At 67.7% G+C, this 23220-nt stretch carries 24 protein-coding genes and 3 tRNA genes; 10 read left to right on the top strand and 17 right to left on the bottom strand.

Going from position 1 to position 23220, the window contains the following annotated elements; translation table 11 throughout:
* The first annotated feature begins 31 nt into the window (after positions 1–31).
* From acuI to AVJ23_RS04145, 3 genes are all read left to right on the top strand, one after another.
* A complete protein-coding gene (gene acuI, locus AVJ23_RS04155) occupies positions 32–1027 on the top strand; it encodes an acryloyl-CoA reductase (protein ID WP_058860902.1) in 996 nt (331 codons plus the stop codon).
* A 287-nt stretch (positions 1028–1314) separates the two neighbouring features.
* Complete coding sequence (locus AVJ23_RS04150) at positions 1315–1728, top strand: universal stress protein (protein WP_058860901.1); 414 nt, start codon at positions 1315–1317, stop codon at positions 1726–1728.
* Between the two features lie 51 nt (positions 1729–1779).
* Positions 1780–3435: a BCCT family transporter gene (locus AVJ23_RS04145; protein ID WP_058860900.1), complete on the top strand. Its 1656-nt coding sequence runs from the start codon at positions 1780–1782 to the stop codon at positions 3433–3435.
* A gap of 73 nt (positions 3436–3508) precedes the next feature.
* On the opposite strand, the gene AVJ23_RS04140 is transcribed toward AVJ23_RS04145, so the two are convergent.
* The 9 genes from AVJ23_RS04140 to AVJ23_RS04100 all read right to left on the bottom strand — a co-directional run bounded on the left by AVJ23_RS04140 (position 3509) and on the right by AVJ23_RS04100 (position 10334).
* Positions 3509–3931, bottom strand: coding sequence for a hypothetical protein (locus AVJ23_RS04140; RefSeq protein ID WP_058860899.1), 423 nt, complete (start codon positions 3929–3931; stop codon positions 3509–3511).
* Positions 3932–4023: 92 nt separating this feature from the next.
* Positions 4024–5625 carry an ICP22 family protein gene (locus tag AVJ23_RS04135; protein ID WP_058860898.1) on the bottom strand — a complete coding sequence of 534 codons (1602 nt, stop codon included), beginning with the start codon at positions 5623–5625 and terminating at the stop codon, positions 4024–4026.
* A 181-nt stretch (positions 5626–5806) separates the two neighbouring features.
* Positions 5807–5883: transfer RNA gene (locus AVJ23_RS04130), tRNA-Pro, on the bottom strand.
* A gap of 72 nt (positions 5884–5955) precedes the next feature.
* The gene (locus AVJ23_RS23290; RefSeq protein ID WP_240484515.1) at positions 5956–6867 is read right to left on the bottom strand and encodes a MerR family transcriptional regulator; all 912 of its coding nucleotides are present in this window, start codon (positions 6865–6867) and stop codon (positions 5956–5958) included.
* Between the two features lie 10 nt (positions 6868–6877).
* A complete protein-coding gene (gene ihfA, locus AVJ23_RS04120; protein WP_043139242.1) occupies positions 6878–7180 on the bottom strand; it encodes an integration host factor subunit alpha in 303 nt (100 codons plus the stop codon).
* Positions 7181–7322: 142 nt separating this feature from the next.
* Complete coding sequence (locus tag AVJ23_RS04115) at positions 7323–8297, bottom strand: beta-ketoacyl-ACP synthase III (RefSeq protein WP_058860897.1); 975 nt, start codon at positions 8295–8297, stop codon at positions 7323–7325.
* Positions 8294–9394 carry a phosphate acyltransferase PlsX gene (gene plsX, locus AVJ23_RS04110; protein WP_058860896.1) on the bottom strand — a complete coding sequence of 367 codons (1101 nt, stop codon included), beginning with the start codon at positions 9392–9394 and terminating at the stop codon, positions 8294–8296. Before plsX ends, AVJ23_RS04115 begins: the two co-directional genes overlap by 4 nt.
* Before the next feature lie 23 nt (positions 9395–9417).
* Positions 9418–9624, bottom strand: coding sequence for a 50S ribosomal protein L32 (gene rpmF / locus AVJ23_RS04105; protein WP_058860895.1), 207 nt, complete (start codon positions 9622–9624; stop codon positions 9418–9420).
* A gap of 143 nt (positions 9625–9767) precedes the next feature.
* Positions 9768–10334 carry a YceD family protein gene (locus AVJ23_RS04100; RefSeq protein WP_058860894.1) on the bottom strand — a complete coding sequence of 189 codons (567 nt, stop codon included), beginning with the start codon at positions 10332–10334 and terminating at the stop codon, positions 9768–9770.
* Between the two features lie 92 nt (positions 10335–10426).
* On the opposite strand from AVJ23_RS04100, the gene AVJ23_RS04095 reads away from it, so the two are divergent.
* From AVJ23_RS04095 to AVJ23_RS04085, 3 genes are all read left to right on the top strand, one after another.
* Positions 10427–10885 (top strand): outer membrane protein assembly factor BamE, encoded by a 459-nt coding sequence (locus AVJ23_RS04095; protein WP_058860893.1) that lies wholly within the window; start codon positions 10427–10429, stop codon positions 10883–10885.
* Positions 10886–11027: 142 nt separating this feature from the next.
* Positions 11028–11759 (top strand): GNAT family N-acetyltransferase, encoded by a 732-nt coding sequence (locus AVJ23_RS04090; protein WP_058860892.1) that lies wholly within the window; start codon positions 11028–11030, stop codon positions 11757–11759.
* Positions 11760–11804: 45 nt separating this feature from the next.
* The gene (locus AVJ23_RS04085; protein WP_058860891.1) at positions 11805–13637 is read left to right on the top strand and encodes an ABC-F family ATP-binding cassette domain-containing protein; all 1833 of its coding nucleotides are present in this window, start codon (positions 11805–11807) and stop codon (positions 13635–13637) included.
* Positions 13638–13644: 7 nt separating this feature from the next.
* Here the strand turns inward: AVJ23_RS04085 and AVJ23_RS04080 are convergent, their stop codons facing one another.
* Entirely contained in the window at positions 13645–14739 is a 1095-nt protein-coding gene (locus AVJ23_RS04080; RefSeq protein ID WP_058860890.1) for an AbrB family transcriptional regulator, read from the bottom strand.
* 114 nt (positions 14740–14853) lie between these two features.
* Here AVJ23_RS04080 and AVJ23_RS04075 point away from each other — a divergent pair, with 114 nt between their 5' ends.
* A complete protein-coding gene (locus tag AVJ23_RS04075; RefSeq protein ID WP_058860889.1) occupies positions 14854–15954 on the top strand; it encodes an acetoin utilization protein AcuC in 1101 nt (366 codons plus the stop codon).
* A gap of 23 nt (positions 15955–15977) precedes the next feature.
* Here AVJ23_RS04075 and AVJ23_RS04070 read toward each other — a convergent pair whose 3' ends face one another.
* The 5 genes from AVJ23_RS04070 to rimK form a co-directional block, all read right to left on the bottom strand.
* The gene (locus AVJ23_RS04070) at positions 15978–16364 is read right to left on the bottom strand and encodes a HesB/IscA family protein (protein WP_058860888.1); all 387 of its coding nucleotides are present in this window, start codon (positions 16362–16364) and stop codon (positions 15978–15980) included.
* A 27-nt stretch (positions 16365–16391) separates the two neighbouring features.
* Complete coding sequence (locus tag AVJ23_RS04065) at positions 16392–17132, bottom strand: DUF3307 domain-containing protein (RefSeq protein ID WP_058860887.1); 741 nt, start codon at positions 17130–17132, stop codon at positions 16392–16394.
* A 40-nt stretch (positions 17133–17172) separates the two neighbouring features.
* On the bottom strand, positions 17173–17754 hold the full coding sequence (locus AVJ23_RS22745; RefSeq protein ID WP_157772608.1) for a MarR family transcriptional regulator: 582 nt from the start codon (positions 17752–17754) through the stop codon (positions 17173–17175).
* Positions 17755–17832: 78 nt separating this feature from the next.
* A complete protein-coding gene (locus AVJ23_RS04055) occupies positions 17833–18195 on the bottom strand; it encodes an SUF system Fe-S cluster assembly protein (protein WP_058860885.1) in 363 nt (120 codons plus the stop codon).
* 286 nt (positions 18196–18481) lie between these two features.
* Positions 18482–19897, bottom strand: a complete 1416-nt coding sequence (rimK, locus tag AVJ23_RS04050) for a 30S ribosomal protein S6--L-glutamate ligase (protein ID WP_058860884.1) — start codon at positions 19895–19897, stop codon at positions 18482–18484.
* A 238-nt stretch (positions 19898–20135) separates the two neighbouring features.
* Here rimK and AVJ23_RS04045 point away from each other — a divergent pair, with 238 nt between their 5' ends.
* Positions 20136–21074, top strand: coding sequence for a pirin family protein (locus tag AVJ23_RS04045; RefSeq protein WP_058860883.1), 939 nt, complete (start codon positions 20136–20138; stop codon positions 21072–21074).
* A gap of 16 nt (positions 21075–21090) precedes the next feature.
* Here AVJ23_RS04045 and AVJ23_RS04040 read toward each other — a convergent pair whose 3' ends face one another.
* Positions 21091–21855 carry a polysaccharide deacetylase family protein gene (locus tag AVJ23_RS04040; RefSeq protein WP_058860882.1) on the bottom strand — a complete coding sequence of 255 codons (765 nt, stop codon included), beginning with the start codon at positions 21853–21855 and terminating at the stop codon, positions 21091–21093.
* Positions 21856–22105: 250 nt separating this feature from the next.
* Here AVJ23_RS04040 and AVJ23_RS04035 point away from each other — a divergent pair.
* Both AVJ23_RS04035 and AVJ23_RS04030 read left to right on the top strand, forming a co-directional pair.
* Positions 22106–22182 (top strand) — tRNA-Asp (locus AVJ23_RS04035).
* A gap of 35 nt (positions 22183–22217) precedes the next feature.
* Positions 22218–22294: transfer RNA gene (locus AVJ23_RS04030), tRNA-Asp, on the top strand.
* A gap of 219 nt (positions 22295–22513) precedes the next feature.
* Here the strand turns inward: AVJ23_RS04030 and mepK are convergent.
* Positions 22514–23083 carry a peptidoglycan L,D-endopeptidase MepK gene (gene mepK, locus AVJ23_RS04025; protein ID WP_058860881.1) on the bottom strand — a complete coding sequence of 190 codons (570 nt, stop codon included), beginning with the start codon at positions 23081–23083 and terminating at the stop codon, positions 22514–22516.
* Positions 23084–23220 lie beyond the last annotated feature (137 nt).

Genomic DNA, 23220 nt, shown 5'->3' with positions numbered 1-23220 from the left:
GTGACACTCAACATCGAAGGAGATGACAGGCATGTTCAAGGCATTGCTGGTGGAAAAGGACGCCGAGAGCGGCAAGACCCATGCCGCGGTCCAGGAGCTGGACGAGGCGCGGCTGCCCGAGGGCGAGGTCACGGTCGCGGTGGAGTATTCCACGGTGAACTACAAGGACGGGCTGTGCATCGGGCCGGGCGGCGGGCTGGTGCGCAACTACCCGCATGTGCCGGGCATCGACTTCGCGGGCACGGTCGAGGCCTCGAGCGATGACCGCTACAGCCCCGGCGACAAGGTCGTGCTGACCGGCTGGCGCGTGGGCGAGGCGCATTGGGGCGGCTACGCGCAGAAGGCGCGGGTCAAGGCCGACTGGCTGGTGCCGCTGCCCGAGGGGCTGGACACGCGCGCCGCCATGGCCGTGGGCACGGCCGGCTTCACCGCGATGCTGGCGGTGATGGCGCTTGAGGATCACGCGATGACACCGAAAGACGGCCCGGTGCTGGTCACCGGCGCGGCCGGCGGGGTCGGCTCGGTCGCGGTGGCGATCCTGGCCAAGCTGGGCTTCGAGGTGGCCGCGGTGACCGGCCGGCCCGAGCAGGAGGATTATCTGCGCGGCCTTGGCGCCAGCCAGATCGTCGCCCGCGACGAACTGACCGAGGTCACCCGCAAGCCGCTGGAAAGCGAACGCTGGGCGGGCTGCGTGGACGCGGTGGCCGGCGCCATGCTGGGCCGCGTGCTCAAGCAAATGAAATACGGCAGCTCGGTCGCGGCGATCGGCCTGGCCGGCGGGGCGGCGATCGAGGGCGCGCTGATCACGCCCTTCATCCTGCGCGGCGTGAACCTGTTGGGCATCGACAGCGTGCTGCAACCGGTCGAGATGCGCCGCCGCGCCTGGGCGCGAATCGCGCAGGACCTGCCGATGGACAAGCTGGAGGAGATGGTCCAGCCGGCTACGCTGGCCGACCTTCCGCAATTGGGCCATGACATCCTGAAAGGCCAGGTGAAGGGCCGCGTCGTTGTTGACGTGAACGCCTGAGCCAGGGCCGGGGGCGCGGCCCGGTTGCGCCCCCTGTGGTGGCCGTCAATGGCCTGAAAACGACATCTCGTGGCGGTGAGCGTCAGAATCGATGACGTATCAATGCTTTGTCAATGTCGTTTTTTGGCCTCGGCGCGCCGCCTCCGTTTGCTGTTCCACCCCGATACGGGTTAGCCTGTAACAACGGGGGCAGCCGCCCGGGCAGCCCCCTTGGGGACGCGGACAGGGACGGCGCGCGGACTCCCGCGCAGGCGCCGCCCGTTCGCAGCAGTCGAAGGGAGTGGAACGTGTTCAAACGCATCATGGTGCCTGTCGACCTTGCGCATGTCGACCGCCTGAACAAGGCGCTGACCTGCGCGGCCGACATGGCCAAACAGCACGGCTCGGAAGTCGTATATGTCGGGGTCTCGGCGGCGACGCCGACCTCGGTGGCGCACAATCCCGAGGAATTCGCGAAAAAGCTCGAGGCCTTCGCGGTCGAGCAGGGTCAGGCCAGCGGCGTGACCACCACGGCCCATGCCGTGACCAGTCACGACCCCTCGGTCGATCTCGATCCCACGCTGCTCAAGGCGGTGGACGAGACGGGCGCGGATCTCGTGGTGATGGCCAGCCATATTCCGAACGTGACGGATTACATCTGGCCCTCCAACGGCGGCACGATCGCGGGGCATGCCAAGGTCTCGGTCCTGGTCGTGCGCTAGGCGGCGACCGGTCAGGAACAAGGAAACGCGAACAACACGAGGAGGCCGCATATGGCCGATACGACAAACGACGAGGGCATTCCGCAGCCGGAAGGCGCCTCGGACATCATCGAGACCGAATACGAGATCGGTCAGGACAATATCGAAACGAGCATCGGGCCCTTCGGCCTGGACATCCACAACCCGGTCTTCATGATCTCGGGCCTGTCGGTGGTGGTCTTCGTCTTCGCGGCGTTGATCTTTCCCGGCCAGTTCGAGACCTTCTTCGGCTGGCTGCGCCCGGCGCTGACCTCGACCTTCGACTGGTTCTTCATGCTGGCGGCGAATGTCTTCGTCATCTTCTGCCTGCTGCTGATCGTCACGCCGCTGGGCTCGGTCCGGCTGGGCGGGGCGGATGCGACGCCGGATTACGGCTACCCGGGCTGGTTCGCCATGCTCTTTGCCGCGGGCATGGGCATCGGCCTGATGTTCTTCGGCGTGCTCGAGCCCGCCTATTACTTCGGCACGCCCTGGGGCGACGAGCCGTTGGGCGCGGCGCGACCCTTCGGCGAGGATGGTCAGATCATCGCCGCCAATGTCGAGGAAGCCCGTCGCATGGCGCTGGCCGCGACCTCCTATCACTGGGCGCTGCACCCCTGGGCGATCTACGCCGTGGTGGCGCTGTCGCTGGCGCTGTTTTCCTACAACAAGGGCCTGCCGCTCTCGATCCGCTCGGCCTTCTACCCGATCCTGGGAGAGCGTGTCTGGGGCTGGTGGGGCCACACGATCGACACGCTGGCGGTCTTCGCGACGCTGTTCGGCCTGGCCACCTCGCTGGGGATCGGCGCGCAGCAGGCCAATGCCGGGCTGGACTTCGTCTACGGCATCCCGACAAGCGTCACGACGCAGGTGCTGCTGATCATCGGCATCACGGCGGTTGCGCTGGTCTCGGTGCTGCGCGGTCTTGATGGCGGCGTGAAGATCCTGTCCGAGATCAACATGGTGGTCGCCGCGGCGCTGCTGCTCTTCGTGTTGTTCGCGGCCGGGGCCGTCACGATTCTGGGCGATTTCGTCATGGGGCTGGGCGCCTATTTCACCGAGGTCGTGCCGCTGTCCAACCCGTTCGGGCGCGAGGATGACGGTTATCGCGAGGGCTGGACGGCCTTCTACTGGGCCTGGTGGATCAGCTGGTCGCCCTTCGTCGGCATGTTCATCGCGCGCGTCAGCCGCGGCCGCACCGTGCGGGAATTCGTGACCTGCGTGCTGATCATCCCCAGCATCGTCTGCGTGTTCTGGATGGCCGTCTTCGGCGGCACCGCGATCAACGACATGATCGCCAACCCCGAGGCCTCGCTGGTCAAGGCCAACGTGATCGACGCCTACAAGCCGGAACTGTCGCTCTTCGGCATGCTCGAGGCGCTGCCGCTGACGGCGATCACCTCGACCGTGGCGATCGTGCTGGTGATCGTGTTCTTCGTCACCTCGTCGGATTCCGGCAGCCTCGTGATCGACACGATCACCGCGGGCGGCAAGATCGACGCGCCGGTGCCGCAGCGGGTGTTCTGGTGCACCTTCGAGGGCATGGTGGCCATCGCGCTGCTTCTGGGCGGCGGCCTGACCTCTCTGCAGGCCATGGTCATCTCGACCGGTCTGCCCTTCACCATTGTGCTGCTGCTGATGTGCTTTGCCATCTTCCGCGGCCTTCAGGCCGAGCGCCAGGCGCTCTGAACACGACCTGATCGGTGAAACAGGAAAGCCCCGGGCCGCGGTCCGGGGCTTTTGATGTCCGGTGCGGGCGGTCTCAGTCGACCAGCACCGCGTTTTCCAGCATGACCGCGCGATAGGTCGTGTCGCTGTCATCAATGGCCAGCCGGCCTTTCAGCGTGATCCGCGTGCCCTCGGGCATGTCCGGCATGGCGCGCCGCGCCGTGACCTCCAGCGTGGGCCCGTAGCCGCTTTCGCCGCAGAACGGGCAATCGGCCGGGTCGGGCACCAGCAGGAATTGCGTCACCCGCGCCTGCGCCTGCACCGGGACGTAATAGCCGGTGATCCGGAAATCCGGCGCCATGGCGCGCAGCTCGGGCGGGATGGTCTTCTCGACCCGCCAGCGGCCATTGGCCTCGGTCTCCTTGTAGCCGATCTGCTGGATCAGGTCCCACGGGTTGGACAGGGCGGGCCCGGCCAGCAGGCCAAGCGCAAGGGTCAGGGACAGGAAGCGACGCATGCAAAACCTCCGGATCTGCGCCCGAGGATAGGCAGAGCCGCGCCCACTCGCCAGAGCCGAATACGCGCCCGGCAAGGGCGCGCCGATCCATGCTAGAGGAAGGGTGGCACCTCGATCTCCGGTTCGTCCTCGTCGGGGTCCTCCGGCGGGTCGGGCAGGGTAAGCGCGGCCAGGATCTCGCGCCCGGTCTCGCCGAGCGGGCCGGACAGGTCATCGACCCGCGCCGGGAAATGGTCCGGCAACCCGTCGCCGGTCCTGTCGAGGTAGGGTGCCGCGACCTCCTGCAGCCCGGGTGGCAGCGCGGTCTGAAGCGCCTGCAGGTCTGTGGGGGTGCTGCCGAAGTCGCCCAAGGCGCTGGCCGCCTGCGGCGGGCCGAAGCCGATCGCGGCGACCATGTCTGCCGCGTCGTCGAACGGGTCCGACCCGGCTTCCGGTATCTGCGCGGCCGGCTCCTCGGCGACGGGTGTCATGGGTGTTTCTGCCGGAGACTCGTCCGTCTCCGGGTCCTGCGGCGCCGATTGCGCGGCGGGTTCGGGATCTGCAGGCGCAGGAGTCTCCTGCGCTGGCGTCTCCTCGGTGGGGTCATCTGCCAAGGGAGGCGATGAGACCTCCTCCAGGTCCTCAGACGGCGCAGGGTCGGGCGTCACGGGGTCGGGCGTTCCAGCACCCTCCGGCACGTCATTCGGCAAAGGCTCCGGCGTATCCGCCTCGGACCCGGACCCCTGTTCGGGTGTCTCGGCCGCGTCATCCGGCTCCGGGTCAGGATCGGGTGCCTCGGTATCTGCGGCCGTGTCGGGGGCCTCGTCGTCGGGCTCCTCCGCCTCATCCGAGGCTTCCGTTGCGCCCGCCTCGGACACGCTCCCGGCTGCAGAGATCTCGAACCCGGCCTCCTCCAGCCCGGATGTGATCACGGCGTTGATCTCGTCATACCGTTCGGCCACCGCAGGGTGGATCGTGTCGGGCAGATCGGCGGGCAGGGGCGGCGGGCTGCCATAGCTGCCCTGGTAGGTGATCATCGCGGCGAGGTAATAGGTCGTCTCGGTCCCGTGCGGCGCGCTGTCGACGAAGAACACCTCGACCGGCAGGTCGGCCAGCGTGGTCGTCATCACCTCCGACAGGATCGAGCCCACGGGCAGCAGCTGCGCATCGGCATCGGGGTCTGCGGTATTCACCGCCTCGACCAATGCCACGTACCAGTCGTGATAGGGCCCGCTGTTGAAGGCGTGGTACTCGGCCAGGTCCGCGTCGGACGGGGGAAAGTCGCCGAACGGGCCCAGATCGGCCCAGCCTTCGTAGATCAGAACCTGCGCTGCGGGTTGCGCGGCGGTCACGTCACCCACGATATCCAGTGTCGCCTCCAGCGGGCTGCGGCTGTCCTGCGCGTAATCGGCCGTGGGTGCCTGGTCCTGGATGAAATTGGCCGGGGTGATCAGGACCGTGTCGAACTCGGCCTCGGCAAAGCTCTCGGCCCCGCTGTCCCAGGCCGGGTCGACCCCGGCAAAGCCCCATTGATCGGCCGGGGCCGGCTGGTCCGCAAAGCTGCGCAGGAAGCCGAAACTGCCCGAGGCGGCATAGCTGTTGCCATCGGCCTCGGCCATCCGGTCCATCCAGACCGGCACATTGGTCTGCGCGCCGCCCTCGGCAAAGGTCACCAGCGAGTTGCCGAAGAAATACTGCGACTGGGATTGCGGCATGGCGACGGCTCCGGACGCGGGTTCGGGCATGGCCGCGGTCGCGCCCGTTCCGGCCCCGCGCCGCGCGCAAGTCTAGAAGACTGCCGGTATTGGTCAAATTGTATCGAAGGGGAGAGACGAAAACGCTGTGTTTCGACAAGTCGTGACCGGTGACACACGTCATGTCGTGTCGGTCGTGTATTGGTCGGGCTAGCAGGACTCGAACCTGCGACCTTCCGTCCCCCAGACGGACGCGCTACCAGGCTGCGCCATAGCCCGACTTGTGAAGGGTGTCATATCGAAATTACCGGCAGGGGCAACCCCCTGTCGCGGAAAAATGCAGCCCCTTGTTCAGCGCGAAAGCGGTGCCGAAAGACGTTCGACCTGTGCGCGCAGATCGGGCAGGCGGGCGGCAAGGGCGCGGGCCTTTTCGGGCGGCACCCGGTCGAGCCGCGCCAGCAGGGTAAGGGGCCCGTGCGCCGGAAATTCCGCGGGTTCGGGCAGGGACACGACGATCTCGGCCGGTGTTTCGGGGTCCGTCTCGGCCGGTGCGCCGTCTGACTCGCCGTCCGACTCGCTGGCGGCCGCTTCGGCAGGCTGCTCGGCCGGGGCAGGATCCTCGCCCGTAGCGGTCTCGGTCGGCGCGTCGCTGGCGACCTCTGCCATCGCCTCGGCGGGGCCTTCTTCGGCAGCCGGTTCGGACGTCTCGTCAGCAGCCGTGACCGTCTCGTCCTCCACCGATGCCGCGTCTTCGGGCTTTGCCTTGTCCGGCACAGCCTCTGCCGGTGTCTCCTCGGGCGTTTCGTCGGATTGCCCTGTCACGCTGTCCTCCGTCGCCATGTCCTGGGGAATCTCCTGCGGGGCGGTTCGAGTCTCGCCGGGGAAGGCGACCACGGCGCCATGCGCGGTCTCGTCGATCTCGACCTCGGCATAGGGCGCATCCTCGATCAGCTCGCCCTCGCGCGGCTTGTCGGACGCCTCGCCATCGACCGACATCTGCGACAGGGCCGAGACATGCCGCACGCCCTGTTCGCGCAGGATCTTCTGCACGCCCTTGATGGTCATCCCGTCATCGTGCAGCAATTTCTTGATGCCGCCCAGCAACTCCATGTCGGCGGGACGGTAGTAGCGCCGGCCGCCGGCGCGCTTGACCGGCTTGACCTGCGTGAACTTGCTTTCCCAGAAACGAAGCACATGGGCCGGGGTCTCCAGCCACTCCGCCACTTCGGAGATGGTGCGGAACGCATCGGGGGATTTGGGCATGGACGGGCCCTCAGCGCTTGTTGCCGGCCGCGACGCGGTCCTTCATGAGGTGCGACGGGCGGAAGGTCAGGACGCGGCGGGGCTGGATCGGCACCTCTTCCCCGGTCTTGGGATTGCGGCCGACCCGCGCGGCCTTCTCGCGCACGGAAAACGTGCCGAAGGACGAGATCTTGACCTGCTCGCCATCGACCAGCGCGTCGGACATGTGTTGCAGAACGGCCTCGACCAGTTCGGCGCTTTCGTTGCGCGACAGGCCGACCTCGCGGAACACCGCTTCGCTCAGATCCATCCGCGTCAGGGTCTTGTCCCCCATGCCATCCCTCCCGGCTTTTGCCCCAGCTTACGCGCGAGGGAAAAGCCAAGTCAATATCAATGACTTGGCAGAGGCGGTTTGGGAAGTGGTTGAACATGGGACCGGCAGTGACGCGGGCAGGGGCGCCGCGGCCCCGCGCCGATCACCAGCGCAGGACGACCGATCCCCAGGCCAGACCGCCACCGATCGCCTCGGTGACCAGCACGTCGCCCTCGCGGATCTGGCCCTTGGCCTTGCCCACCGACAGCGCCAGCGGGATCGAGGCGGCCGAGGTGTTGCCGTGATCCTGCACGGTAACCACGACTCGCTCCATCGGCAGGCCCAGCTTTTTTGCCGTGCCCTGGATGATGCGGATATTGGCCTGGTGCGGCACGACCCAGTCGAGCTGATCGGCGGTCATGCCGATCTTGTTCAGCGCCGTGGTGGCGGTGGAGGCAAGCTTTTCCACCGCGTGGCGGAAGACTTCCTTGCCCTGCATGCGCAGATGGCCGGTGGACTGGGTGGAGACGCCGCCATCGACATAGAGGATGTCGCGGAACCGCCCGTCGGAATTGAGATCGGTGGACAGGATGCCGCGATCCTCGTTGCTGCCGGTCCCATCCGTCGCCTCGAGCACCAGCGCGCCGGCGCCATCGCCGAAGAGCACGCAGGTGGAGCGGTCGGTCCAGTCCATGATGCGGCTGAAGGTCTCGGCCCCGATCACCAGCACGCGCCGCGCCTGGCCCGAGACGATCAGCGCGTTGGCATTGGCCAGCGCGTAGATGAACCCGGCACAGACCGCCTGCACGTCAAAGGCATAGCCCTTGGTCATGCCCAGCTCGGCTTGCACCATGGTGGCGGCCGATGGGAAGGTCAGGTCGGCGGTGGAGGTGGCGAGGATGATCGCGTCTAGCTCGTCGGGGGCAACCCCGGCATCCTTCAGCGCGGCACGGGCCGCGCGGGTGGCGAGGTCAGAGGTGCCCTGTCCCTCGGCCGCGAAATGGCGCCGCTCGATCCCGGAGCGTGCCCGGATCCACTCGTCGCTCGTGTCCAGCGTCTTTTCGAATTCCGCGTTCTCGACGATTCGATCCGGCAGGTAATGGCCCACCCCGATGACAGTGGCGCGCGTCGTCGTCATGCGTGTTTCTTGTCCTTTTGCCCGGCGGCATCCTGCGCAAGCTCGGCGGCGGACGCAACCCGCGCGGCGAGCCTGTCGCCAAAGCCCGACCGGGCCAGTTCGAAGGCCAGCTTGACCGCGGCCGAGATGCCGGTGGGGTCGGCCGAGCCGTGGCTTTTCACGACCGTGCCGTTCAGGCCGAGAAACACGCCGCCATTCACGCGGCGCGGGTCGATGCGTTTCTTCAGGCGGCGCATCGAGGTCAGCGCCAGCAGCGAGGCAAAGCGCGACAGTGGCGAATAGGCAAAGGCCTCTTTCAGCAGGTCGCCGATCAGCGAGGCGGTGCCTTCGCCGGTCTTCAGCGCCACGTTGCCGGTGAAGCCGTCGGTCACGATCACGTCGCAACGCGTGCCCGGAATGTCGCCGCCCTCGACGAATCCCACGAAATCGAACCCGCCTTCCTCGGCATGGGCCTCGATCAGGTCATGGGCCTGTTTCAGCTCGGCGCGGCCCTTGTGCTCCTCGGTGCCCACGTTGAGCAGGCCGATGCGCGGGCGCGCAAGGTCGAGCCCGTTGCGCGCGTAAGAGGCGCCCATCATCGCGTATTGCAGAAGATCCTCGGCATCGGCGCGGATATCGGCGCCGACGTCCAGCATGACGTTGAAGTCCTGCGGGTTGCGCGAGGGCCAGAGCACGGCGATGGCGGGGCGGTTGACGCCCGGCAGCTTGCGCAGGCGGATCATCGACAGCGCCATCAGCGCGCCGGTATTGCCGCAGCTGACGGCCACGGTGGCCTCGCCGTCGCGCACCGATTCCAGTGCCGACCACATCGAGGTTCCCTTGCCGTGGCGCATCACCTGGCTGGGCTTGTCATCCATGTTCACCACGCCCTCGGCGTGGCGGATCGTGCAGCGTTCGGACAGCCCGCGGCGCTTGCGGACCAGCTTGGACAGCTGGTCCTCGGGGCCATGCAGGATGAAATCCAGCTCGGGGTTCTTGCGGGCAGAATGCGAGATGCCGGCGACGACCGCTGCCGGTCCCCTGTCGCCGCCCATCGCGTCCACCGATATCACGACCCGGCCGGAGCCTGCCTTGGAATGATCCTTCAGAGAGGTCATGCCGGTGGCCCGCCCGTATCGCGTTACGCTGCGTCGTCGTCCAGCTCGATCTCGTCCGCCATGGCGACGACCTCGCGCTCGGCATAGTGGCCGCAGGACGGGCACACGTGATGCGGGCGCTTCAGCTCACCGCAATTGTCGCATTCGTTCGGGTTCGCGGCGGACAGAGCGTCATGCGCGCGGCGGTTGTTGCGGCGCGATTTCGACACCTTGTTCTGTTGGACGGCCATGTCTCAACCTCGTCTCAAGTCGGGGGCCTGCGGCCCGGTTGCGGTGCGTGCCGCGTCCGCTGCATGGCGGCGCGACGGCACGGGCGTGCTTTTCTCATGAAGGCGCGAAAATACGCAGAACGCCCGAAAGAGCAAGCGGATTCTCAGTCGTCTCCGCCGCTCTCCTGCATTTTTTCGCGCAGCGCGGCAAGCCCTGCGAAGGGTTTCACGTCATCATCTGTCATCGGCGTCACGCCATCGGCGGCAAACTGCGCCTCGACAGCCTCGACATCGTCCTTTCGCGGGTAGCTGGGCAGGGCCAGCGACAGCGCCTCGGTCATCACCGCCTCGAGGTCGATCACGTCGCCCATGGGCTCGATCGTGTCATCCTCGGGCATCTCGGTCTCGGAGCCGGCCTCGGGGTCGGGCAGGGACTCGGCTGGCACGAAGCGGCGCTCGACGCGCGTGTCGATGCGCGTGGTGACCGGCTCCAGCGTGACGACGCAGCCCTGCACGGCCGTGGCGCCCAGCTCGGCCTCGAGCCGGAAGCCGCCGCCGCTCTCGGGTACCAGCTGGCCGACAAGGCGCAGCTTGCGCAGGGCCTGCGCGCCCACGACCTCGGCGATCGCGGCCCGCGCCTCGGCATCGGGCTCGATCCGGAAGGCCGTTTCGGCGTTCCGGCGCAGCGTGGCGGTGCGCAGGCGGGTTGCGGACGGGGCAGGGCTGGTCATATGGTCGGGTTTTCCTGTGCTTGAATGGCGGGGCCGCTTTCTGTAATGCGGGATTAATGGGCGGGGCAGGCCGAATACAAGAGGGCGTGGGGATGCGTGGCATCGTGGCAAAGGCGAAACTGGGCATCGTGCTCCTGTCCCTGGCAGGGCTGGCCGCCTGCACGGCACAATACCGCAACCATGGCTATGTGCCGCCGGAGGAGGATCTGCAGCAGATCGTGCCCGGCGTGGACACCAAGGGCTCGGTCGAGGAACTGGTAGGCGTGCCCACCTCGTCGGGCGTGCTGGACGAAAGCGGCTTCTACTACATCAGCTCCGAGATGCGCCATTTCGCGTGGCAGCGCCCGCAGGTCGTCAACCGCGAGATCCTGGCCATCACCTTCGACGAGGCCGGCGTGGTGAACAACATCGTCACCTACGGTCTGGAGGACGGCATCGTGGTGCCGCTGACCAAGCGGGTGACCGAGTCGGGTGACGGCGATATCGGCTTCATCCGCAAGCTCTTCGGCAATATCGGCGGGCTCTCCGCCGGCGAGCTTCTGAACAACTGACGATGCCCGGCGCGCGCGTCCTGTCCGGGGTGCATCGCGCGGCGCGAGCGGGGCAGGGTAACGGGGCGGGCTGTCACCGGGGTGTCACGCCTCTCTGTCACGGAAGGCGCGACCCGCGCCTTTCGCACCAGGAGCCCGCGCCATGATCCCCTTGACCCGCGGCCGCTATGTCGCGCGCCTTGCCACCCGGCCCGAGGATGTCGAAGCGGCGCAGTCCCTGCGCGGGCTGGCCTTCCACGGTGGTGCGGAGCCGGACCGTGACGGGTTCGACGCGGCCTGCGACCACGTTCTGGTCGAGGAGCAGAAATCCGGCACATTGGTCTGCTGTTTCCGCTTCCTGCCGCTGTCGGGCGGGGCCGAGATCGGGCGCAGCTACTCGGCACAATATTACGAGCTTTCCGCGCTGACCGCCTTTGACGGGCCGATGGTCGAGATGGGGCGCTTCTGCATGCATCCCGATCATGGCGACCCGGATATCCTGCGCGTCGCCTGGGGCGCGATGACGGCCTATGTCGATGCGCAGGGGGTCGAGCTGCTGTTCGGCTGCGCCTCTTTCGCGGGCACCGATGCGCGGCTCTATTATGACGCCTTCGCCATGCTGAAGGCCCGCCACCTTGCGCCCAAGCGCTGGCTGCCCCGGGTCAAGGCGCCCAAGGTCTTCCGCTTTGCCCAGCGGCTGCGGCGCAAGCCGGACGCGAAACAGGCCATGCTGCGCATGCCGCCGCTCTTGCGCACCTACCTGATGATGGGCGGCTGGGTCAGCGATCACGCGGTGGTCGACAACCAGATGAACACGCTGCATGTCTTCACCGGGGTCGAGATCGCGGCCATCCCGCCGGCCCGCAAGAAGCTGTTGCGCGCGGTCGCCGGCTAGGTCTGCGCCATTGACGCCGCGGCCGCGCGCGATTAGCTGCCGCGCATGGCCAGCGCACCCCTTCTGCAACTCACCGACATTTCTCTCACCTTCGGCGGCGATCCCGTCTTCGACGCGCTCTCGCTCGTCGTGCAGACCGGCGACCGCGTGGCGCTGGTCGGGCGCAACGGGTCGGGCAAGTCGACCCTGATGAAGGTGATGGCCGGGCTGGTGGAACCCGACCGCGGCGAGGTGGTGATGCCCACCGGCATGTCCGTGGGCTACATGCAGCAGGATCCCGACCTGTCGGGCTTCGAGACATTGGGCGAATTTGCCGCCTCCGAACTGGCGGCCTCCGAGATGTACCGGGTGGAACGCGCCAGCGAGGGGCTGAAATTCGACCCCGACCGGCCCGTGGCCACCGCCTCGGGCGGCGAGCGGCGCCGCGCCGCGCTGGCCAAGCTGATGGCCGAGGATCCCGAGCTGATGCTGCTGGACGAGCCGACCAACCATCTGGATATCGAGGCGATCGGCTGGCTCGAGGACGAGCTGAAGATGGCGCGCGGCGCCTTCGTCCTGATCAGCCACGACCGGCGATTCCTGACCGAGCTGACCCGTGCGACGCTCTGGATCGACCGCGGCGCGGTGCGCCGGCAGGAACAGGGATTCGCCGGGTTCGAGGCGTGGCGCGACAAGATCTGGGAGGAAGAGGACCAGCAGCGCCACAAGCTTGACCGCAAGATCAAGGCCGAAGCCCGCTGGGCGGTCGAGGGAATCAGCGCGCGGCGCAAGCGCAACCAGGGCCGCGTGCGGCGCCTGCAGGACATGCGCGCCGAACGGGCCGGGCAGATTCGCCGCCAGGGCGCGGCGGCCATGGACCTCGCCTCGGGGCCCAAGTCCGGCAAGAAGGTGATCGAGGCAACGGGCCTGTCCCATGCCTTCGACGACAAGCCGATCCTGCGCGATTTCTCGATCACCGTGCAGCGCGGCGAGCGCGTCGCCTTCGTGGGCCCGAACGGGGTGGGCAAGACCACGCTGATCAAGATCCTGATGGGCGAGGTCGCGCCGGATGCGGGCAGCGTCAAGCTGGGCACCAATCTGGTGCCGGCCGTGTTCGACCAGGCGCGCGCGCAGCTCGACCCCGACATGACGCTCTGGGACAGCCTGACCGGCGACCGCGACATGCGCGTCTCGGGGCAGGCCGACCAGGTCATGGTGCGCGGCCAGCCCAAGCACGTGGTGGGCTATCTCAAGGAATTCCTCTTCGACGAGCGGCAGGCCCGCGCGCCGGTCCGCTCGCTGTCGGGCGGCGAGAAGGCGCGGCTGCTGCTGGCGCGGATCATGGCGCGCGAATCCAACCTGCTGGTGCTGGACGAGCCGACCAACGACCTCGATGTCGAGACGCTGGACCTGCTGCAGGAGCTTCTGGACGATTATGACGGCACGGTGCTGCTGGTCAGCCACGACCGCGATTTCCTCGACCGGGTGGCGACGACCACCGTGGCGATGGAAGGCGGCGGCCGGGCCACGGTCTATGCCGGCGGCTGGAGCGACTACCAGTCCCAGAAGCGCGACACCGGCGCGGCGCAGAAATCCGGCGGCAGCACGGGCGCCTCGCGTAAATCACGCGCCGAGGCATCGGGCGGCGCGAAACAGCCGACGCCGGACAATGGGCTGAGCTTCACCGAGAAGCATCGACTGGAAGCCCTGCCGGGCGAGATCGACCGGCTGGGTGCCGAGATCGCCAAACTCGAGGAGTTCCTCGCCGATCCCGACCTGTTCACCAAGGAACCGCTCAAGTTCCGCAAGGCGACCGAGGCGCTGGTCAGCCGGCAGGAGGCGCTCGCCGCCGCCGAGGAGGAATGGCTGGAGCTGGCCGCGCGGGCCGAGGAGGCCTGAGCCCGGCCTAGCCCGCCCCGTCCTGCGCCTTGCTGTCCAGCCCGAACAGGCGCGCGGCAAGGCTCAGCTCCACCACCGTCATCAGGATGCGGATCACGTGGTGCAGGCTGACCAGCGCGGGGTTGGCCGCAAGGCTGAGCGCGATCACCGACATCTCGGTGACGCCGCCGGGTGCGAAGCTGATGAAGAGATGCAGGAATGGGATGCCCGTCAGCGGCAGCAGGATCAGCGCAAAAGTGCCGCCCAGGACCAGCATGAAGGCCACCGACAGGCAGCTGAGCCCCAGCGAGCGGCGCAGCAGCGCGCCGTCCACCCCCTGGAAGCGCAGGCCGAGGCTGACCCCGATCACCACTTGCGCCGCCGCGATCATCCAGCCGGGCAGGTGTAGGTCCAGAAGGCCCGTCATGGTGGCCAGCCCCGCCAGCAGCAGCGGCCCGGTCAGCTGCGCCGCGGGCAGCCGGATCCGCTGCGCCCCGGCCAGCCCCAGCGCCGCGGTCGCCAGGATCAGCAGCAGGCTGCCGGGATCGACCGGCGCGGTCGCCGCGACGCCGCCGGCCGCGCTGCCCACCGGCTGGCCCAGCCAGAGCGACAGGCCCGTCGGCACCAGCACGATCACGAGGATGATGCGCAGGAATTGCTGCACGGTCAGGATGCGCGTGTCCGCCCCGGCCGCTTCGCCCAGCACGATGCTCTCCATCAGCCCGCCGGGCGTGCCGGAATAGAAGGCGGTGGCCCGGTCATAGCCGCCCACCCGGCGGAAGATCGCGACATTGCCCGCATGGGCGGCCACCACGAACAGCGCCAGCGCGGCGATGGTCAGCGGCAGCTTCGCTGCGAGATCCACCAGCTCGGCGGTGACCTGCGTGCCGATCATCACCCCGATCAGCCCGACAAAGAAGGTGCGGAACCCCATGGGAAAGCGGTAGCTGTCCAGCGGCGCGGGCCGGATCACGGTGACCAGCAGCGCCGAGACGAACAGCGCGCCCAGCATCCAGGGCATCGGGGTTCCCAACTGCTCGGCCACGGCGCCCCCCGCCGCGCCCAGCGTAATGATGAGACCGGTCAGGACGATGTCCCGGGCCGGCGGAAAATCGATTTGCATGGCACGGGTTTAGGCGAGCGCGCGCCCGGGCACAATGTGGCCGCCCTGCATCGCGGGACAGGTGCGGACCGGGGACGGCTTCAACCGGGCGGGAAACGCGCTAGGTGGCGCGCCATGGAAATACCCGTCTTCATCGGCTCCCGGATCTATCGCGGCTCGGTCTACGGGGCGCGCCACCCGCTCTCGATCCAGCGCGTTCCGGCGGTCACCGACCTCTGCCGCGCGCTTGGCTGGCTGCCGGCCGAGCGCTATCGCATCTCGCCCCGCGCCAAGCCGCGCGCGCTGGAGGCCTTTCACACGCCCGACTACGTGGCGGCGCTGCAGCGCGCCGAGGCCGAGCAGGCGGTGGACGAGACCGTGCGCAAGCGCCACGGGCTGGGCACGCTGTCCAACCCGATCTTTGCCGAGATGTTCCGGCGTCCGGCTACGGCCGCGGGCGGCGGCCTGCTGGCGGCGGAACTGGTGGCCGAGGGCGGGGCGGTGCACAATCCCGGCGGCGGCACGCATCACGGATTTCCGGATTACGCGGCTGGGTTCTGTTTCCTGAACGAGCCTGTCCTGACCATCCTGCGCCTGCTGGACATGGGGCTGGACCGCGTGGCCTATGTCGATATCGACGCCCATCACGGTGACGGGGTCGAGGCGGCCTTCGAGGGCTCGGAGCAGGTGCGCGTGATCTCGGTCCACGAGGATGCGCGCTGGCCCTTTACCGGACGGCTGCAGGATACCGGCGGCGGTGCGGCCTTCAACCTGCCCGTGGCGCGCGGCTTCAACGATGACGGATTCGCCTTCGCGCTGGAACAAGCCATCCTGCCCGCGGTCGAGGCGTTCAAACCGGATGCGATCTACCTGCAATGCGGCGCCGATGCGTTGACCGAGGATCCGCTGTCGCGGCTGGCCCTGTCGAACAACGCCCATGTCGCCGCGCTGCGCGCGCTACGTCCACTGGCGCCGCGGCTGATCGTGTCGGGGGGCGGGGGCTACAACCCGTGGAGCACGGCGCGGTGCTGGGCCCGGATCTGGGCGGAGCTGTCGGGGCAGGAGCTGCCCGACGTGTTGCCGGAGCCCGCGCGCGATGTGCTGGCCGGACTCAGTTGGACGCGCTCCACGCGGCCTGCGCCAGAATTGCTGTCGACTTTGCGGGATGACCCGCGCAACGGGCCGATCCCTCAGGATCTGCGCGCGGCGGTCGGCGTGCTGCGGGCGCGGCTCTGAGGCCTGCACCCGTCAGCGAAGCGTCAGGAGCCGCTGGCGGCGCGTTCGGCCTGCAGCTCCTCGACATCCTTGAACTTGATCGACTCGCCGCAGCCGCAGGCATCCGCCACATTGGGATTGCGGAAGCGGAAGCCGGATTCGAGCAGCGTCGTCTCGTAATCGATCTCGGTCCCGAACAGGAACATCTGAGCCATGGGCGCGATCATGACGCGGGCGCCGTCCTGTTCGACGGTCTCGTCATTGTCGTCGGGCGTGTCCACGTAATCCATGGTGTATTCCATACCCGCGCATCCGCCTTTCTTGACGCCGATGCGCAGGCCGTGGCGCCCGTCGCGCTCCATCAGCTTGCGGATCTGGGCAACGGCCTTCGGGGTAAGCGTGACTGCCTGTTTGCCGGGAATGCTGAACATGGGGTACCTCGTTGTGTCACCCTCAACCTAGGGAAGGTTGGCCGCGATCTCAAGGAGCGCGCGTGTCGCATAGGCCATGGCGAGCGCCCAGGAGAACGAGGCCAGCGTGCCGATGATGACGTATTCGCCCGTCGCATGATCGCCATTCGCGGCATCGAAGCGCAGGATCGACTTGGCCGCGATCAGGAAGCCGATCCCGGCGGGCTGGCCGGCAAAGACCAGCAGGAAGATCAGCGCGCGCTCCAGCTGACCGATCAGGCGGCCGGCATCCTTCATCCCCGTCGGCGCCGCCGGGAAGCGCGCGGTCAGCAGCCCCACGGCAAAGCCGCCCGCGGTCACCGTCAGGATCAGCCCCGAGAGCAGCAGCGCAGGCGCCAGCAGCAGCTCAAGCCAAGGCGCCAAGAGGCCGAGACCCGCCGCGCCGGGCCAGGCCAGCGCCGCGGCGATTAGCGTGGCCAAGTGCGCCAACTGGTCGAGCGCGAAGGCGCTGAAGCTGTCGCCCAGCCGGCGCGGCAGGATCCAGCTCTTGACCACGTCGATCAGAAGATGGGCCAGCGCGACGGGCAGTGCCACCTGCCAGACCCCGCCCAGCGCCGCGGTGGACAGCCCGAAGACCACCGCGATATGGGCCGTCATGCCGAAGACGTTGCGCTTGTGCCGCAGCATCCAGTCGGGCTGCAGCAGAAAATCGGCCACCACATGGGCCAGCAGCAGCGCGGCAAAGACCTGCAACGCGGGCAGGGAGAGGAATGGGAGATAGGCAAGCATCAGAACTTGCCTTCGTCGGAAGAAAGCGCTTCGGCTTGCATCATTTGACCTCCAGCTGCGCCAGAGCGGCCTCGATGAACGGGTAGCCTGCCGCCCAGAGCGCCTGGTCCACGGCCTGTCGCGAGATGCCAAGCTGCGCGGCCGCGTCCCTGCGCGGGCGCCCGTCAGGGGGCAGCACCAGCGCGAGCGAGCGGGCCTGCGCTTGCGTCCACCCCTGCGCGATGTGATCGGCCAGAGCATAGACCGCACCCACCGGCCCGGGCGTGGCAAAGCCCAAGCGGCTGCGCCCGCTCAACGCCTCCAGCAGCCGGCCCGACTGGGTGAAGGCTGGCCCATGCGCGCCGTTGAGATCCATGTCACCGGGAATACTGCCGGCCCCGGTGGCCACGGCAATCCGGGTCGCGCAGGGTGGGTCCTGCGCTGCGAGGCGCGCCTGAAGGAATAGCGCGGAGCGGAGGTGCAGTGCAGGGTGGTCAAGCGCGATCTGCCAGCCATCGCCGCCACGCCGCGCAAAGGCGGTAGTGCCAATCGACGGCCAATCGGCCATGTCCTGTGCCGCGTCTTTGAGCGTGTCGAACGCCAACTCCAACCCATCCTGTGACAGGTCGGATGAGTGAACCACGTCTCCGGTCAGGACGGCCCAAGTCATAAGCAAGTGGTACCGCTTGCCTGTATCAAAAGCAAGGCAAGCGGCTTGCCATCACATGAAGCCAAGCTCCAGCCGCGCCTCGTCGGACATCATGTCCATGCCCCAAGGCGGCTCCCATGTCAGCTCGACATCGACCTGCTTGACCCCGCCCAGCGGCTCGATCGCCTCGGCCACCCAGCCCGGCATCTCGCCCGCCACGGGACAGCCCGGCGCAGTCAGGGTCATGATGACCCGAACCTCGTTCTGGTCATTGATGTCGACCGTGTAGACCAGCCCGAGATCGTAGATATTCACCGGGATTTCCGGGTCATAGACCGTGCGGCAGGCCTCCACCACCTGGTCGTAGAGCGGGTGGTCGGTGCTGGAGGGCGCGATCAGCGGCGCGCCTTCGAGCTGGGGGCTCTGATCCGTCATTCTCATCCTCGCGAACTGGATTTCCGACCGATTATATAGGAAAAGCCGGCGCCGGGGTAAAGAGCTGCCGTGCAGCCACACGGGGTCTGGCATCCGGTGCGGGGTCGCCACGCCGCAGGCCGATGTCCCGGGCAAGGCGCTTCGAAGCGCCTTGCAGGAAGCGCTTTGCAAAGCGCTTTTTCACGCGGTTTCGAAACCGCGTCTTCAAGCCCGTTCGAACGGGCTTGCCCCCGGTGGTCACGCCGCGCCCCGATCCGGCACCCATGCCCGTGGTTGATGCGAACCGCTACTCGTCCTCCATCCGGCGCCTGGATCGCACCGGGGTGGGGCGCACCTTGGCCTCGATATGGTCGTAGAGCAGCTCGGCGATGTTCTTTTGGGTCGCGGTCTCGATCCCTTCGAGGCCGGGGCTGGAATTGACCTCCAGCACCTTGGGCCCGGATTCCGAGCGCAGCAGGTCGACGCCGGCAAGGTTCAGCTTGAAGGCACGGGCCGCCCGCACGGCCGTCTCGCGTTCCTCGCGGGTGATGCGCACCACCTTGGCTGAGCCGCCGCGATGCAGGTTGGACCGGAAATCGCCCTCGGCGCCCGTGCGTTTCATCGCCGCGACCACCTTGCCGCCCACCACGAGGCAGCGGATATCCTCGCCCGCGGCTTCCTTGACGAAATCCTGCACCAGGAAATTCGCCTTCAGCCCGCGGAAGGCGTCGATCACCGATTGCGCGGCCTTCTTGGTCTCGGCCAGCACCACGCCCTTGCCTTGCGTCGATTCCAGCAGTTTCACGATCAGCGGCGCCGTGCCCACCAGCCGCATCAGGCTGTCCGTGTCCTTGGGCGAGGCGGCAAAGGCCGTGTTGGGCATGCCGATCTTGTGGCGCGCCATGAGCTGATGCGCGAAGAGCTTGTCGCGCGACGAGGCGATCCCGTCCGAGCCGTTCACGCAGAAAGTGCCGATCGTCTCGAACTGGCGGATCACGGCCGTGCCGTAAGAGGTGATCGAGGCGCCGATGCGCGGGATCACCGCGTCGTAGCGTGGCAGGCGTTTGCCGTCATAATGCACCTCGGGCGCCATGGCATTGATCGCCATGTAGCAGCGCGTGGTGTCGATCACCTCGACCGAGTGGCCGCGCTTTTCGCCCTCCTCGACCAGTCGGCGGGTGGAATAATTGTCCTCGCGGCTGAGCACGGCGATGCGCAGGCTGCGGTTCGGCGCGGCGTGGCGCACGCGCGAGGTGGTGTAGACGTCATAGCTCAGGCGGGGCTGCTGGAACCGGTCGGTGGCCACGATGGTGATATGATCCTTGAGCGCCTCGCGGCCCAAGAGCATGCGCGAGGCCATGGTCGAGCGGTCGGTGAGCGTCAGCTCGATGCGCCAGCTTTCCTCGCCCACGCGCAGGGTGGAGGCGATGACATAGCGGCTCTCGGTCTCGCCGTTGGAGGAGGTGACGTTGCGCCGGTCCACGATCCGGGCCGAGCAGGGAATGATCAGGTCGTCGCGCCCCGGCACGGGATGCACGGTAAAGCGCACCTTGGGCGCGCTGACTGTGCCGAAAGTCTCGATGTCGAAGGCGTGCAGCGCCGAGGTGCGGGCGCCGGTATCGACCTTGGCGCGCAGCGCCGGCAGGCCCAGGTCGGGCAGGGACACCCATTCCTCCCAGCCGAAACGGATCATGTCGGGCAGCTCGTCCTGGCTGTCGGTCATGCGGGATCTCCCATTGTGACCGCTTCAGCCCTAGCAAGCCCCCGGGATCACGGCAAGGTCAAGGCGGGTCGGGCTTGCGGGCGCGGCTGTTGCGGGTGCTCTCGGAGCGGGCGCGCAATCTTAGCTGATTTCCAAGCCTGCGTGCAAATTCGCACAATTCCCGTTCCGCTTTCGGGCATTCTCGCACGGCACTGCCGGCCCTATTCTCTGCACAACATCGCTTTGTCAGGAGGCCGACATGAGCTGGAACCCCGCCCTCGATCCGCATTGCCCCACCGGGGACGAGGTGGACGCGATCGACACCGTCATCATCCCGCGCGCCCGCGATCTTGGCGCGCTCGAGGTGCGCCGCGCCCTGCCGGCGCCGCGCCGCCAGATGGTGGGGCCGTTCATCTTCTTCGATCAGATGGGGCCGGCCGAGTTCCTGCCCAGCCGCGGGCTGGACGTGCGCCCGCATCCGCATATCGGGCTGGCCACGATCTCGTATCTCTATCGCGGGCGCATGCATCACCGCGACTCGCTGGGCACCGACCAGTGGATCGAGCCGGGCGCCGTGAACTGGATGGTGGCCGGCGCCGGGATCACGCATTCCGAGCGCACCGACGATGCCACGCAGACCGATCCGATGCCCTTCTTCGGGATCCAGACCTGGGTCGCGCTGCCGAAGGATCACGAGGACCGGCCGGCCGCCTTCATCCATGCCGGGCGCGACGCGCTGCCCGAGCTGGAGGCCGAGGGCAAGACCGTGCGGCTGATCCTCGGCTCGGCCTATGGCGAACGCGCGCCGGTCGAGACCCCGTCCGAGATGTTCTATGCCGATGCGGTGCTGGCCCCCGGCGCGGCCCTGCCGCTGCCCGACGAGCACGAGGATCGCGGCATCTACGTGGTCGAGGGGGCGATCCGGGTGGCCGGGCAGCGCTTCGAGGCCGGGCAGATGATGGTCTTTCGTCCCGGCGACCGGCTGTCGGTGCAGGCCGAGGCCGAGGGCGCGCGGCTGATGCTGCTGGGCGGTGCGACGCTGGAAGGGCCGCGCCATATCTGGTGGAACTTCGTGGCCTCCTCGAAGGAGCGCATCGAGGAGGCGAAGGAGGCCTGGCGTCGCGAGGACTGGGCGCATGGCCGATTCTCGTTGCCGCCGGGCGATGATGCCGAGTTCATCCCGCTGCCCGACCGCTAGGACGGCGGGCGCCGGGTCAGCCCGGCTGAACGACGCGCCGGAACTGGCGGCTCTGCCAGAGCGGCCAGCCCATCATCTGGCTGATCGTGCCGAATTTGAGCCCGCGGCTCGACAACCCGTCCAGCGTGCGCGGCATGGCCTTGACCGTGCCGCTCTGGATGTCGTGGCTGAGGATGATGGCCCCGGGGCGCGAGCCCTGCAGGATCCGGCTGGCCACCGCGCTGGCGCCCGGGCGGCGCCAATCCTGCGGATCGACCGACCACAGGATGGTGGGCAGGTTGCGCGCCTTGTAGAGCATCAGGCGCTGGCGCCGCGTGAAGGAGCCGTATGGCGGGCGGAAGGTGACGGGCGGCCGGCCGGTCACCTTGAAGATGGCATTGGTCGTGCGGTCGATCTCGCTCAGCACCTGGGCGTCGGACTTGCGGCTGAGATCGGGATGCGACCAGCTGTGATTGCCGATCTCGTGGCCCTCCTCATGGATGCGGCGCACGATCTCGGGCCATGTGACGACCCGGTTGCCGATCAGGTAGAAGGTGGCGCGCAAGCCCCGCGCCTTGAGCATGTCAAGCAACAGCGGGGTCAGGCGCGGATGCGGGCCGTCATCGAAGGTCATGCCGACGACGGGGCTGCGGGTGCGCACCGCCATGACGGTGGCGGCGTCGCGCTGTGCGACATCCCCCGGCAGGGCGATCGTGGGCTTGGCCAGCGCGGCCCCGGGCAGGGCGGAGGTCAGCATGGCGCAGCCGGCGGACAGGACGGTCCGGCGAGACAGGTCAGTCATGGTTGGGGCCATTCCTTGGCAGAGACAATGGCAGACAGGCTTGATGAGGTAAGCCGGGCAGGTGCTTGACGGGCAAGGGTTTTCCACAGGCCTGCCGGTGAAACGGGCAGGGCGTGGCGAACGGGCCACGATTTTTTCGGGCGGATCGCGAAATAGATGCGATCGGGGCCGGAAATTCGCTTGACGGCGTGGGGGGCGGGCCATAAAAGGCCTCTCACGCTTCGGCTGATCGGGCCGGGCAGCAGAGAGTGCGGTTGTAGCTCAGTTGGTTAGAGTACCGGCCTGTCACGCCGGGGGTCGCGGGTTCGAGCCCCGTCAACCGCGCCACTCCTGCCCCCGACCGATCCAGTACGACGCGATGCGCGGTTGTAGCTCAGTTGGTTAGAGTACCGGCCTGTCACGCCGGGGGTCGCGGGTTCGAGCCCCGTCAACCGCGCCACTTTCTCCCATCCCTCGGAAAAGATACGGATTTTCTTGCCAAGGCAGGAACCGTTCCGCCTGTGCGCGTGTTGATGTGGAAAGGTCGGGGATACCTGACTGGTCCCGCAGCGGCACATGAGGCAACCTGGTGTCAGACAATTCGGCAGATATGCTATTGCCAGACATGAAAAAGGCGCCACGTGGGCGCCTTTGCGGGACGATCGAGAGGAGGAGCGGCCTAGGCGCCCCACCTGCGGACCGGGCCGCAATCCATATGAACGAAGTTGGAGTGCGAGTACCGTCCGACACCGCCGGCTCGGCACGCCGCGGCAGCCTTGGCCATCTGGCTGACCGAGCGGGTGGACAGCCGCAGGTCGGCCGCTTCGCCGCGCAGGTGGCGGGAGTTCCGTGCCACGTGTGAGGAGCGGGCCCGCAGCATCGCGTTCGTCTTGGGGCTGCGATAGCCCGAGATGAGCATGTAAGGCTCGGAGCAGTCGAGCAGGTTATGCGCCGCCGTCATGATGTCGATGGTGCGGATGTCGATGTTCTTGACGTCATCCGTGCGCCAGTCGCGCATGAAGTAGTTCACTTCGCGGACCGCGTCGGCAAGGTAGTGCCCCTCGATCCAGTAGATCATGTCGATGCGTTCGCCCGTGCGGCCGGAATACATGCGCAGGCGGCGGATGTCGCCGGCGCCGCGCAGGAAGCCTGCCGCGTTGGAATATGTGGGTGCCGCAACGACCGAAGTTGCCGCGAATGCGCCGAGAAGAGCCCGGCGCGAGATGCTGCCCGAAGTTGTATCTGCCATATCGAAAGCGCCTGTCCCGTGGTCGCTGTTACCTGTGTCGCTCGTGCGCGCATCGTTGTGCGCGCCCTGCCATCTTTCCAGAGATGCCGAGTTTGGTATGGCACGATTCCCCCGGTCGAAAAAGCGGGTTTCGCCCT

The sequence above is a fragment of the Pseudoponticoccus marisrubri genome, from assembly GCF_001482405.1.
Classification (GTDB): Bacteria; Pseudomonadota; Alphaproteobacteria; order Rhodobacterales; family Rhodobacteraceae; genus Pseudoponticoccus; species Pseudoponticoccus marisrubri.
The sequence above is the reverse complement of the archived record's forward strand: the minus strand, read 5'-3'. Positions and strand labels throughout refer to the sequence as shown.